The following is a 12,324-nucleotide window of genomic DNA, read 5'->3' as shown; positions in this document are numbered from 1 at the left end:
TCTACAATTTTACAGTTTTGCTAATATTTCCTTGGCAGCCTGAATTGTTTGATCCTTGAATTCACCAGCTGTTCCTTGATCCTTTGACATACTAATGTGCATCATTTTTTTACCCTTATAAGTAGAAATTTGACCTTGACCTGACATGTAATAGGCTTTGTTTTCGAAGCCAGAAACTTCTTCTTTTTTAGATTGGAAACTCATCGCCTTATCAAAAGTTGATTCCTTTCCACCAAAATCTGCAACTGTAAGCTCAGCACGATAATCCTCACCATCTACCGTAAAACTATATCTACATGTAGGGTAAGAACTTCCACTTGGCTTATTGACGAAATTTTCTCCATTTGGAAAATATTCTTTGATAAAGGACTCAGTATATAAGTCACATGGATAGTCAGAGGCTTTTTCTGCCTTTACAGTCTCATCTAAATCTGTGGATGATTCTTCCAGCGTTTTCTCACTTGTATTATCTCCATTACATGAAAAAAGAAAAAGGGCTAGAAGTAGTATGTTCAATTTGTTCATAAGCGTTTGCTATTAAATTTTAAAAATGAAAATTGATTTATCTGATGTCGTAACTATTGTAATTTTCTAGTCTTATTTTGCCTGTCATTGGATAGAAAGGGCCTTTATTTGGAGATCTTCCATAGTCTATTCCTTCTCCTGTAAAAGAGATTTCTATGATGTCATCAGTTAGTTTTTCCAGTGTAACTTCCCCAGAGTAGAGTATTTTTTTATCATACTGTGTGTTTGTTTGCGGCCAATAAACTTCCACATGAGATCGTTTTTTCTTGGAGGTCATCTGTTCTTCCTGAGATAACTCTGAGTTCTGGAGAGTAAAAGAATTGGGAGTACTTTCATACACACCCTCTCCTAAAAGATTGACCATGCAGACGTTCTGATTTTCGTCAACAAGCTTCAGATTTAGTGCATTATTCATAAAAACAATATTGTCTTCTGTGTTGATTGCACTGAAATCCATTTCCTTCCCATCGATAGAAACTGATACGGAGAAATTGGCTTCTCCCTTTGCTATCTTTTCTCTTTCATCCGAGCTGGATCCAGAATCTTCTACCCTGCTACCCATTTCTTGGGTGATTTCTGTTGCTTTCTCTCCTGAGCAAGAAAAGAAGATGATCCCGATAAGGGCTAGAATTAAAGTGTTTTTCATATTCAAAAATCATTTAAAGTTACAAATGAAGGAGGATTTCTGTCAGCAAGAATCTCATGGTTCGTATTCATAGTTTTACTGGATAAAATATCCCCGTGATTCTGTAAGCTAATAAAAAAAAGTGAAATGCCTGATTAGGATATAGTACAGATTGGTGAGATTCAAGATTGGTTTCTTGCTAACATTAACTTAGATAATCGAAAAAACACTCAGATAGTTTTGGAGATCAACAGGCAATTGTTCCTCTCGTAAATGGTAAATCACAATTCGCAAATTGTATAGAGACTTACTAATTTGAAGGTGGTAATGCTCGTGTACTTCCTTACCATTCGCAGTGACTTAAGCCTCCCACAATTCCCTTTCTACCCTAGAATCCCTATTTTTACATCGCATGCTTAATCATTTCGATCCACTGTCATTTGACCTCCCTGTTGCGGAGATAATTCCTCAAGTAAAATCCCAATTTTCAACCGCTAATTCTCTGATAATTCAGGCTCCTCCGGGTGCGGGAAAGAGTACGCTCCTACCATTGACTCTGCTGGATGAACCTTGGCTGGCTGGCAAGAAGATCATTATGCTTGAGCCTCGGCGATTGGCGACTAAGACCAACGCTCAGCGCATGGCGTCTATGACGGATACCAAGTTGGGAGATCTGATCGGTTATAGAATTCGCTTTGAATCGGCTATTTCTGCACACACCAGACTGGAAGTAATCACGGAGGGAATTTTGACCCGCATGCTTCATACAGACAATGCTCTGGAAGATGTGGGCTTGGTGATCTTCGATGAGTTTCACGAGCGCAATCTTCATTCTGAGCTTGCACTTGCTCTAATTCGAGAGGTTCAGCAAATCCTAAGGCCTGATCTACGGATTTTGCTGATGTCGGCGACTATAGATGCAAAGCAGCTTTCTGGCATGCTGAAATCCACCGTGATCGAGAGCAAGGGGCGGCAGTATCCTGTAGAAGTCAATTACATGAACGCTGTAGATGAATATTCGATTGGGGAAGATGCGGCTAGGCAGATTATTCCTCTGACCAAAATTCATGAGGGAGATTTCTTGGTTTTCCTTCCGGGACAGGGAGAGATCCGAAAAGCACAGGAAATTCTTAGAAATGCATTACCGGATGATTTGGTATTACCACTATATGGACAGCTTTCACCAGCAGATCAAAACAGAGCGATCATGCCACATCCCTCTGGAAAACGAAAGATTGTGCTTTCTACAGATATTGCGGAGACTTCTTTGACAATAGAAGGAGTCAAAGTGGTGGTGGATTCAGGTTTTGCCAAATCAAATAGATTTGATCCAAGATCCGGTTTATCACGATTAGTACTCCATAGAATCAGCCTAGATTCTGCAGATCAACGCTCTGGCCGTGCTGGTAGATTGACCGCGGGTCATAGCTATAGGTTATGGACCAAAGCAATTCAAAATCAGCTGAATGAGTATCGAACACCTGAATTATTGGAAGCTGACTTGACTGCTTTGGTACTAGATATGAAAGCTTGGGGCAAGCAGGATATTCGCTCCATGACTTGGCTCACTCCTCCTCCAGCTGGCACCTTGGCTTTGGCAGAAAAGACATTAGAATCCATAGAGGCTATAGTGGAAGGTGAACTTACACCTCACGGTAAGGAAATTCACAAATTGCCTACGCATCCACGAATTGCTCACATGCTTATCAATGCGGCAGAAATCAAACAGTTGGGTTTGGCTACAGATATAGCCGCGATCTTGAATGAGCGAGATCCGCTAGGCCCTGAAGCTGGAGTGGATTTGAATCTCCGAATCGAAGCTCTTCGCAGGTATAGAAAACACGATGTGAGCATAGCTGGGATCAAGAAGATCGAAAAGATGGCGGCTTCCTATCGTCGCATGTTTTCCATCCAGCCGGATAACAGCCCAGTTGATCCCTGGCAGACCGGTTTGCTCCTCGCATACGCTTACCCTGAGCGCATCGCTGCAGCTCGTCCTGGCAACAATGCCCAATTCCAGTTGGCCAATGGGAAAATAGCTCAGATTGCACACAAGGATGATCTAGCTCATGAGTCTTGGCTAGCAGTAGCTCATGTGGATGCGCGGGAAGGAATGGGCAAAATCTGGATGGCTGCTCCTATTAACCCTAAAGATTTGGCTCCTATGCTGAAGACCAAGGAAGTGCTGAAATGGGATAGGAAAAAAGGTGGACTTCAAGCACATTCAGAGATTAGAATTGGTTCGATTATTCTGGGCACTCGGCCTTTGGCAAAGTACGCCGCAGGAGATGTGACCGAAGCGATCTTGGAGGCTATTCGTGAGGATGGGGAATATTTGTTGGATTTCTCTAATAATGTGGAGCAATTGATTTTGCGTGTGCAATCGTTGAAACAATGGTATCCAGATCAAAACTGGCCAGATTGGTCGGTGGCAACTCTTTGCGAAAAGCCTGAGACTTGGATAGCTCCATATCTTCAGAATATCAGCAAAAACGATGACTTCAAAAAACTAGATCTGGCTCAGATTCTTTTTAGTAGTCTTGATTTTGAACTTCAAAAGCAACTCGACCAACTGGCACCAGCCACTATAGAAGTTCCTTCTGGAAGTAAAATTAAACTGGAATATAGAAAAGAGGATATTCCACTTTTGGCTGTGAGACTTCAAGAATTGTTTGGTTTGCTGGAAACACCCACCGTGAACAATGGAAAAGTAAATGTGCTAATCGAAATGCTCTCTCCAGGATATAAACCTGTGCAACTCACACAGGATCTGAAAAGCTTTTGGCAGAATGGCTATTTCGAAGTCAAGAAAGAATTGAAGAGACGCTATCCAAAGCACGAATGGCCTGAGAATCCATTAGATGCCCAGGCCATTAGAGGAGTAAAGAGGAGGTCTTAAGCCGCCACTAATTCCACCTTGTCAAGATAATTCAATAATTGTAGGAAAGTGGCAATGGTAAATGGCGTCATTTCCTGAGATGTAATTTTCTCCAAGAATGACTGTCTAAGAACAGGGTAATCTTCTGGATTATACAGCCTGCTTAGTGCTGTAGAGCGAAATGCTGAATCTATTAAGTTATAAGCTTCAAAAGGATCTTCTTTATGGTGCAGAAATTCTTGTTCAAGAACTACAGGATCGATCATTTGATCCAACCACTTAAATCCTGTGTTCAAAAAGAAATTTTCGAATGAAATAATTACTTGAGACATCTCATCACTATCTCCAACTGTGATTTTTTTTGGGTAAGAACTCCCCAGTTTGTCCGGTGTTTGGGCTAATGTAATCGATTGCTCAGCATGATTACTCAGTGTTGGGAGGAACTTATGGATTAATTCTTCCACTTCATTGATGCGAATACCCAAGTGATACTCTAGATAACTCTCTTTAGAACCTTCTATGAAATGGACAAAAATCACCTGCTTACCATGTGGAAAAACCTTCTCAAACACTAATTGAGAGGGATTTAACTGAAATCCATGATCCTTAAAAAACTCTGAGTGTAGCCCGACAACATCCAATTTTCGCATGACAATCTTCTTTTTTATGTATTTGTAAATACACAAGAATCAGGCGAATTTTTTTTAATCCTCAGAAAACAGGTCTTTGATTTCAGCGAGAATAGGTTCCACTTCTAATTTTTTCAGTTCCAAACTTCCTTCATCCTCAGGATTATGCAGGTAATGGTTCCAGTGTTTCTCAGCTTTTCGAAGGGTACGTGGCGTCATGTCAAATTCCACCTCGTCCAAATACATCTTTGCCAATGCTTGGGCTTTGAAATTACCAAATAGAAAAACTCTAAAAATATCCACGAAGCGTAGGCTCAAATCAAACTCCTCCAAAATCTGCACAAAGGCTCCTTGATGAGGTCTATTCTTCTTATCCTTGATTGCTTCAAAAATCGCGTCCAGAGAATCCTCATTAAAAGAGGACTGTGAAAGTGCTCTGCAGGCTAAGTATGAAACTTCCCAGTTGTCACCTTTCACTAGTTCGATGACCTTATCCTTTCCACTTTCTCCCAGCTTTTTGCCAAGTTTGTCTGCAAAATAAAAAGCTTCCTTTTCATTAGGGTCGCTCATGCGCTTGATCAAGCCTTCGATTTCCTCGTCCATGATTTTTCGGTTTATTTGTGTAAATATAAGTGAAAAGCCTCCCCCGCTATGATTTCCGGCAATCCAAAGTTAATAAGTCTAGAAAAGTACCAGTCTTTATTGGAAGTCTCCCATGAGAAGGGCTTACTAGGTTCTTTCGATCTGGCTAAGCATCAATGGGAAATTTCTGATTCGGATACTTGGCTGGCCAAGATCTCCATACCTTGGAATACTTCTCCAAATGAACAGGGGCACTTACAGGTCAAAGATGATTTTCATCTGGGCTTAGTGATGATTAGAGCAGGAATAGCCGTTACAGGATATTTTCATAATGGAGAAATGCTCGATCACAAAGTTTTTCGGGCCTATATGGTTCGTCAGAAGCAGGGAAAAAGCCAGATCAAATACTTAAAAACAAAGGGTAAATCAAGAGCTGGCTCTAGACTGAGACTGGGAGAATCTGAGCAGTTTTTCGAAGAAATCAACGAACGTCTTCAGCAGTATGAAGATAATTATGCGATTAGCACCTGGGGAATTAGCTGTGGCAAAACACTCTGGCCGTACTTCTTTGGTAGCGATACTCCTCCCCCTTTTTCTAAGAAAGCAGAAAACTTGATCAGTATTCCATTCCATGTACAACAACCTGATTTTGAGACTTTACAGTCCATTCACAAGAAGTTGAATGGAATTCATTTGACCCTTTCTGAAAAAGGGCAAGGGATCTTTGGGCAATTAGATGGCATAGATTCAAATAAGGTTGATGAAGACGAGGATTGGTGAGGTAATTAATGATCAATTGGCAATAATCAAATTCAAAGATAGAAACCCTTTGTTCTCCTTATGACTTTTGTGGTAGATACTTTTTATCACCACAAAGGAACAAAGGGCATAAAGCCTTACTGATAAGAATTACTCCCTCTGATTCGGGAGCAGCTCTATGTTTCCTATATGGTTATGCGTTTTGAAAATGATCATTGGGCAATGTTCAAATTCAAAGATTAAAACCCTTTGTTCTCTTTATGACTTTTGTGGTAGAGACTTTTTTTTACCACAAAGGAACTAAGGGAATAAAGCCTTACTGATAAGAATTATTCCCTCTGATTGGGGAGCAGATCTATGTTTCCTATGTGGCTATGTGCTTTGAAAATGATCACTGGGCAAAATTCAAATTCAAAAATCAAGAAGTAGAATCACCCATACACTTTGTGTTTCCGAATCTTAAATTTCAGCAATCTGAGATTTCATGGAAAAGAATTAGAAGAGATTTCCCTTTTGACTCTTTGCTTTCCATTTTACCTTTGAGCATTCTTAAATTTTAGCTTTTATTCATTTCCCATGTCCCAAAAACTCATCTGGCTACTTGTATTTGCATCTGTCATTTCATTTCAGGCCAATGCGCAGAACACCCTACACCCTACTTCCTCGGAATATGAATACCCTACAGATCCCAAAGTTGCAGAGAAACTCGAGCAGTGGAGAGATCAGAAATTTGGAATTTTGATTCACTGGGGAATCTATGCTGTGCCGGGAATTGTAGAATCATGGAGTATCAATAATGAGGATTGGATCAATAGAAAAGATACCACTCAGAGTTATGATGACTACAAGAAATGGTATTTTGGATTGAGTGAAAAGTTTAATCCACAGGGATTTGACCCGAATCAGTGGGCTGATGCTGCGGATAAAGCCGGAATGAAATACGTGGTTTTTACCACCAAGCATCATGATGGGTTCAATATGTTTGATACTCAGTTTACAGACTACAAGATCACCAATGGGCCTTTTGCAAGTAATCCCAAAGCAGATGTAGCTAAGTATGTTTTTGATGCTTTTCGAGAAAAGGACATGATGATCGGAGCTTATTATTCTAAGCCTGATTGGCATTCTCAATATTACTGGTGGGACTACCGCGCTACGCCAGATAGAAATGTCAATTATGATATTCGTAAGCATCCATGGAGATGGAAACAGTATGTGCAGTTTACGCACAATCAACTAAATGAAATCACAACCAATTACGGAGATATAGATATCCTTTGGTTAGATGGTGGCTGGGTAAGACCAAAGTCTACCATTAATGATGAAGTTTTGAGTTGGGGAGCACCGATCCCAGATTTCGATCAGGAGATCAATATGCCAAAGGTTGCGGAGACCGTTAGAGCAAATCAAGAAGGAATCCTAATCGTGGATCGTACGGTTCATGGACCTTTCGAAAACTACCGTACTCCAGAGCAGGGGATTCCTGCTGAAATGTCTTCAGATCCTTGGGAAAGCTGCATCACCTTGGGCGGAGCATGGGGTTTTGTACCCAATGACAAATTCAAGCCTTCCAGAAAGGTAATTCACTTGCTGATCGAGATTGTGGCTAAAGGTGGAAATTTATTGCTTGGAGTTGGCCCTACAGCTGATGGACTATTCCTTCCTGAGCAAATTTCTAGATTGGAAGAAATCGGGCAGTGGCTTGAAGTGAATGGTGCAGGAATCTACGATACCCGTGCAATCGAGAACTTCCAAGATGACAAACTGTATTTCACCCAAGGAAAAGCTAAAGAAATGTATGCTTTGATGCCTCTTGCTGAGGGAGAACAAGTTGGAGAGACCATCTCATGGACTCTAAACGCACCTAAAAAAGACAGCAAAATCACTATTCTAGGTGAGAAGAAATCACTTAAATGGAAAACCGTTGACGGTAAAACGGTAGTTTCTCTTCCAAAGAACTTGCAAGAAAAATTCTCGAATTCTCCAGCTATCGTGCTGACTTACGTTTCTGAATAAATGGAATTGATTACGGTAATAAAGCCTTTCGACGAGCTCAGCAATCGTGAGCTTTATGCGATCATCAAACTTCGAAATGAGGTTTTTGTGGTAGAGCAGGATTGCGTTTTTCAGGATGCTGATGACAAAGATCAATTAGCTTTTCATGTTATGATCAAATCAAGTGATTTCCTAGTGGCTTATGCGAGAGTGTTACCTGCTGGTACTACTTTCGCAGAGGCTTCCATAGGCAGAGTAGTGAGTGATAAAAAAGCACGAGGAACTGGAGCTGGCAAAAGGTTGATGAAAGATTCAATTGCCTTTGTTAAATCTGAATATGGTTCCTGTACCATTAGAATTGGCGCTCAAACCTATCTGAACGAATTTTATAAATCCTTAGGATTTGAGGATGCAGGAGAAAGGTACCTAGAAGACGGTATCGAGCATGTGGAGATGACAATGGAGGTTTAGTTCTTTTTCTTGGTCTTTGTCCTACAAACCAAATCAATCAGAGAACCTTTATAAAACTATGAGTGGAATGCAATTAATCATGGATTTAAAACTAGTTAGTCCAAGTACTTTGGGATTACTCAACTTTAATGGAAAGTTATGAATAGAATTACCTCAAAGTTTTTGTGCTGTTTTTCAGTTCTCTTTTTGACTGCTAGTTTTTCCTTTGCCCAGGAGCTGTTTTCATACAAAACAGTGGATACTACCGAGCTTATGATGGAGGTACACTATCCTGAGCAAATGGATACAACTGAGAAATATCCAGCATTGGTTTTCTACTTTGGCGGAGGTTGGAATTCAGGTAGCAGAGCACAATTCGAGCATCAGGCGGAATATTTTGCCAAGAGAGGTTTGGTTTGTTTTTTGGTAGACTACAGGACGAAAAACGAGCATAAAACTTCGCCTTATGAATCCATATCTGATGCCAAATCAGCTATGAGGTATTTGAGGGAAAATTCCAGTAAATATCATATTGATCAGGACAAAATCATAGCCTCGGGTGGTTCTGCTGGAGCGCATTTGGCAGCGGCTACGGCTTTAATAGATGGATATAATGCCACAAGTGATGATATGGGATTCAGTTCCATACCCAATGCTTTGATACTATTCAATCCTGTCATAGACAATGGTCCTGGAGGCTATGGATATGAAAGAATCGGAGATCAGTACAAGGACTTTTCACCACTACACAACATCAAGGCAGGTGCTCCTCCTACCCTATTTTTATTGGGCACCAAAGACAATCTCGTTCCTGTCGTGACTGCTCAGTACTATCAGATGGTGATGGAAAAAGTGGGAAACAGATGTGATCTGATTCTGTACGAAGATCAGCCTCATGGTTTCTTCAACTACACCAATTTTGAGTATTACAAAAAGACGGTTCAAGCTGCCGATGATTTCCTTCAATCTTTAGGCTATTTGGAAAAAGAGCCAGTGGTTATAATTGAATAGCTTCAACGATATACTAAGAAAATGAAACCGTCGAGGTTTTAGAAACCTCAACGGTTGAAATGGAAAAAGCCGGAATTTCTCCCGGCTCTCTCTCAGTAGTTAAGTTTATTATGTGGTTGGCGTGTTAGTCACATCTCCAGGATAATTTGCATTCAGCATATTCATTGTCTCATGAGCCACTTTGATATTGAACTCATAAGCAAGGCTCTTATAATTGACCAAATCGACAATAGTACCAATGAAACAAAGTCCGAAAGTCAATATGTATAAAATACCCAATCCTACTTGACCTAGTATAAATCGGTGCAATCCTGCAAAACCAAAGAATCCTAGTAAAGTCAAGATCAAAATCATTTGCGAGTCCTTTCTTCTAGCACGGTAAACCTGTGCGAAAAGTGACGCTTGGTCTTCATCCATATTTTTCATCAAACCCTGGATGTAACCCAGTTCCATTCCTTCCAATTCAGGAAGATGTCTTAATACATTAGCCATAATTGTGTGTTGTTTTTAAGTTTCTAATAAGTTGCCAGATTCGAGAGATAATCACCACATACGCTAGCAAAGCCAGAGGATGCATTTCCCAGGAAGCTTGAAATTCTCCTTTTGCAAGAAGACTCATAGACCTTCCCAGTCCACAGCCCGGACACCAATCAAATCCCAATTGACTCAGTGGGCAGAGACTAAAGTGTGTGCCGCCGTGAGGATCTAAGAATAGAACTGCTACTAAACTACCGATCCAAAAGATCAACTCTAGCGGCAAGTTTGATATCCATTGAGGAATTACCTTCATGTTCTGTTTAATACGAAAAAGATGCCATTCCCCAAACATAGCCTTAAATCACGAATTTCGCAGGTTGGGCAATTTTTATGCAAAGGAAACGTACAAAAACATGTTCGATAATGAACAGAATTATTCTAGGATAAACAAATTCAACTAGGACTTATCTAGTTCTACGAAAATCAGGTCTATCCTAGTTTTCAACTTGTATTTCATCTTCATTTTGTATTTTGGCAGTTCAAATTACAGCTCCTAATGAAATACCTATTTGCTACTTGCTACATTTTATTCTTAGCAAGTATGTTTTCCCTTCAGGCACAGACTGGTACAGACCTATGGGTGATGAATACGAGTGGAAAAGGAAGTAATCTAAAATTGCTGACTGAATCTGCTCATACCCTGACCGATAGAGCAGAATATGATAACCAGCCTAATTTTATCAATGAATACCAATTGGTATTTTCTGCTGCTGATGAAAATGGAAATCACGATATTATCGTCTATAATTTCGAGTCAGATAAATTTACCAACCTTTCCAAAACTTCCGATCGCAGTGAATTTTCTCCAAGTATCACCGATTGCGGTATGTATATCGCAGCGGTAGTAATGGAACCCGACAAAAAGCAGCGGATTTGGTTATACCCTACCAGTTTCGAAGATGCTGAATTACTATACGATGATATAGAACCTGTGGGATATTACGATTGGTATGACAATAAAGCAGCAATGTTTGTCCTGGGAGATCCAAACAAACTGATCTATGCAAGAGGAAGAAATGATTTGGTAGAAATAGACTCAGGAATAGCCCGAACAGTCAAGAAACGACCTAAAACATCTGAAATCACTTACATGACTCAGCCATCTGAAGAAGTTTCGGGTATAATTAAAAGCTTTGATATAGAAAGTGGAAAAAGAGAAGTATATCTTACTGGAATTTCAGGCGCACAGGATTTCATTTGGATCGATAAAAACCACCTCCTGATGGCTTCTGGAAATGAAATATTTATCAGGAAATACAAGGATGAAAACTGGAAATCGCTTGGTAAAATAAATTCTGATACTCACGAAAACATCACCCGAATGGCCTATAGCGAAGATTTAAATGTGCTTGTGGTCGCAATGAATAGAAAATAACAATACACTATGAACCCTATTAAATCAACCCTTTTTATGGCGGCGCTTCTTATTGGATCGCAGGCTTTTTCGCAAGAAATAGAAGACAAAAAAGGCATCGTTGCCAAAAACGCTGAATTAGTAAAAGTACAAGATGGCTTTGAGTTTACTGAAGGCCCAGCAGTCAACCGATTTGGAGATATATACTTCACTGATCAACCGAACAACAAAATCCATAAGTGGAATGCCTTGTCCAATGAAGTAAGTGTTTTCAAAGAAGATGCGGGAAGATCAAATGGCATGTACTTTATGCTTGACGGAACCTTGATCGCTTGTGCTGATAACAAAAATGAACTTTGGGCTATTGACACCGATGGAAACCACGAAGTGTGGATCACGGCTTTTAGAAGTAAAAAACTGAATGGGCCAAATGATTTGTGGGTAAAGCCTCGAGGAGGAATTTACTTTACTGATCCGCTCTATCCTAGACCTTACTGGGAAGGCAGATCTGAAGAGTCAGAGCAAGAAGGTCAGGATGTGTATTTTTTGTCTGCTGATAAAACAGAATTATTCAAAGTTGCAGATGACTTAGTAAAGCCAAATGGAATAGTGGGCACTCCTGATGGAAAACACTTATATGTGGCGGATATCGGAGCAAAGAAAACATACAAATATGATATCAGAGAGGATGGTTACCTCATCAATAAATCGCTTTTTTGTGAAATGGGATCTGATGGAATGACTATCGACGACCGAGGAAATTTATATCTAACTGGCGATGGTGTGACTGTATTTAATAAAAAAGGTGAACAAATCGCCCATATTCCAGTTCCAGCCAAGTGGACTGCAAATGTTGTTTTCGGAGCTTTGGACAGGAAAACATTGTTTATCACAGCAATGGATGCTGTTTACACCCTTCAGATGAAATCAAGGGGCGTTTGGTGAAAGGTTAAAAACCGAAAAATCCCGGTAGGTCTAA

General features: G+C 40.2%; 13 protein-coding genes. 7 read left to right on the top strand and 6 right to left on the bottom strand.

Annotated features, from left to right (window positions below):
* Window positions 1-9: 9 nt before the first annotated feature.
* Window positions 10-525: a hypothetical protein gene (locus tag LV85_RS06320; protein ID WP_111317345.1), complete on the bottom strand. Its 516-nt coding sequence runs from the start codon at window positions 523-525 to the stop codon at window positions 10-12.
* A gap of 37 nt (window positions 526-562) precedes the next feature.
* On the bottom strand, window positions 563-1,171 hold the full coding sequence (locus tag LV85_RS06315) for a hypothetical protein (protein WP_111317344.1): 609 nt from the start codon (window positions 1,169-1,171) through the stop codon (window positions 563-565).
* A 391-nt stretch (window positions 1,172-1,562) separates the two neighbouring features.
* Between LV85_RS06315 and hrpB the strand changes: the two genes are divergently transcribed.
* A complete protein-coding gene (hrpB, locus tag LV85_RS06310; RefSeq protein WP_111317343.1) occupies window positions 1,563-4,049 on the top strand; it encodes an ATP-dependent helicase HrpB in 2,487 nt (828 codons plus the stop codon).
* Here the strand turns inward: hrpB and LV85_RS06305 are convergent.
* Both LV85_RS06305 and LV85_RS06300 read right to left on the bottom strand, forming a co-directional pair.
* Window positions 4,046-4,678: a hypothetical protein gene (locus LV85_RS06305; RefSeq protein ID WP_111317342.1), complete on the bottom strand. Its 633-nt coding sequence runs from the start codon at window positions 4,676-4,678 to the stop codon at window positions 4,046-4,048. The genes hrpB and LV85_RS06305 overlap by 4 nt on opposite strands.
* A 54-nt stretch (window positions 4,679-4,732) precedes the next feature.
* Window positions 4,733-5,260, bottom strand: coding sequence for a HEAT repeat domain-containing protein (locus LV85_RS06300; RefSeq protein WP_111317341.1), 528 nt, complete (start codon window positions 5,258-5,260; stop codon window positions 4,733-4,735).
* Window positions 5,261-5,308: 48 nt separating this feature from the next.
* Between LV85_RS06300 and LV85_RS06295 the strand changes: the two genes are divergently transcribed.
* From LV85_RS06295 to LV85_RS06275, 4 genes are all read left to right on the top strand, one after another.
* Window positions 5,309-6,019, top strand: coding sequence for a hypothetical protein (locus LV85_RS06295; RefSeq protein WP_111317340.1), 711 nt, complete (start codon window positions 5,309-5,311; stop codon window positions 6,017-6,019).
* 555 nt (window positions 6,020-6,574) lie between these two features.
* Window positions 6,575-8,014, top strand: coding sequence for an alpha-L-fucosidase (locus LV85_RS06285; RefSeq protein ID WP_111317338.1), 1,440 nt, complete (start codon window positions 6,575-6,577; stop codon window positions 8,012-8,014).
* Window positions 8,015-8,464, top strand: a complete 450-nt coding sequence (locus LV85_RS06280) for a GNAT family N-acetyltransferase (RefSeq protein ID WP_111317337.1) — start codon at window positions 8,015-8,017, stop codon at window positions 8,462-8,464.
* A 138-nt stretch (window positions 8,465-8,602) separates the two neighbouring features.
* Window positions 8,603-9,454 (top strand): alpha/beta hydrolase, encoded by an 852-nt coding sequence (locus LV85_RS06275; RefSeq protein WP_211318381.1) that lies wholly within the window; start codon window positions 8,603-8,605, stop codon window positions 9,452-9,454.
* 108 nt (window positions 9,455-9,562) lie between these two features.
* Here the strand turns inward: LV85_RS06275 and LV85_RS06270 are convergent, their stop codons facing one another.
* Both LV85_RS06270 and LV85_RS06265 read right to left on the bottom strand, forming a co-directional pair.
* Window positions 9,563-9,946, bottom strand: coding sequence for a TM2 domain-containing protein (locus LV85_RS06270; protein ID WP_111317336.1), 384 nt, complete (start codon window positions 9,944-9,946; stop codon window positions 9,563-9,565).
* On the bottom strand, window positions 9,939-10,244 hold the full coding sequence (locus LV85_RS06265; protein ID WP_111317404.1) for a DUF2752 domain-containing protein: 306 nt from the start codon (window positions 10,242-10,244) through the stop codon (window positions 9,939-9,941). Before LV85_RS06265 ends, LV85_RS06270 begins: the two co-directional genes overlap by 8 nt.
* Before the next feature lie 243 nt (window positions 10,245-10,487).
* Here LV85_RS06265 and LV85_RS06260 point away from each other — a divergent pair, with 243 nt between their 5' ends.
* Together LV85_RS06260 and LV85_RS06255 are read left to right on the top strand one after the other, a co-directional pair.
* Window positions 10,488-11,366, top strand: coding sequence for a TolB-like translocation protein (locus LV85_RS06260; protein WP_111317335.1), 879 nt, complete (start codon window positions 10,488-10,490; stop codon window positions 11,364-11,366).
* 36 nt (window positions 11,367-11,402) lie between these two features.
* Window positions 11,403-12,290 carry an SMP-30/gluconolactonase/LRE family protein gene (locus LV85_RS06255; protein ID WP_245942182.1) on the top strand — a complete coding sequence of 296 codons (888 nt, stop codon included), beginning with the start codon at window positions 11,403-11,405 and terminating at the stop codon, window positions 12,288-12,290.
* Window positions 12,291-12,324 lie beyond the last annotated feature (34 nt).

It is taken from the genome of Algoriphagus chordae (assembly GCF_003254055.1).
Classification (GTDB): Bacteria; Bacteroidota; Bacteroidia; order Cytophagales; family Cyclobacteriaceae; genus Algoriphagus; species Algoriphagus chordae.
Note: the sequence above shows the minus strand (reverse complement) of the source record. Positions and strands in the feature narration are given on the sequence as shown.

Coding starts and splice junctions, on each gene's coding strand:
- LV85_RS06260 (WP_111317335.1), top strand. CDS start 10,488: ATGAAATACCTATTTGCTACTTGCTACATTTTATTCTTAGCAAGTATG.
- LV85_RS06265 (WP_111317404.1), bottom strand. CDS start 10,244: ATGAAGGTAATTCCTCAATGGATATCAAACTTGCCGCTAGAGTTGATC.
- hrpB (WP_111317343.1), top strand. CDS start 1,563: ATGCTTAATCATTTCGATCCACTGTCATTTGACCTCCCTGTTGCGGAG.
- LV85_RS06300 (WP_111317341.1), bottom strand. CDS start 5,260: ATGGACGAGGAAATCGAAGGCTTGATCAAGCGCATGAGCGACCCTAAT.
- LV85_RS06285 (WP_111317338.1), top strand. CDS start 6,575: ATGTCCCAAAAACTCATCTGGCTACTTGTATTTGCATCTGTCATTTCA.
- LV85_RS06315 (WP_111317344.1), bottom strand. CDS start 1,171: ATGAAAAACACTTTAATTCTAGCCCTTATCGGGATCATCTTCTTTTCT.
- LV85_RS06305 (WP_111317342.1), bottom strand. CDS start 4,678: ATGCGAAAATTGGATGTTGTCGGGCTACACTCAGAGTTTTTTAAGGAT.
- LV85_RS06270 (WP_111317336.1), bottom strand. CDS start 9,946: ATGGCTAATGTATTAAGACATCTTCCTGAATTGGAAGGAATGGAACTG.
- LV85_RS06280 (WP_111317337.1), top strand. CDS start 8,015: ATGGAATTGATTACGGTAATAAAGCCTTTCGACGAGCTCAGCAATCGT.
- LV85_RS06295 (WP_111317340.1), top strand. CDS start 5,309: ATGATTTCCGGCAATCCAAAGTTAATAAGTCTAGAAAAGTACCAGTCT.
- LV85_RS06320 (WP_111317345.1), bottom strand. CDS start 525: ATGAACAAATTGAACATACTACTTCTAGCCCTTTTTCTTTTTTCATGT.
- LV85_RS06255 (WP_245942182.1), top strand. CDS start 11,403: ATGGCGGCGCTTCTTATTGGATCGCAGGCTTTTTCGCAAGAAATAGAA.
- LV85_RS06275 (WP_211318381.1), top strand. CDS start 8,603: ATGAATAGAATTACCTCAAAGTTTTTGTGCTGTTTTTCAGTTCTCTTT.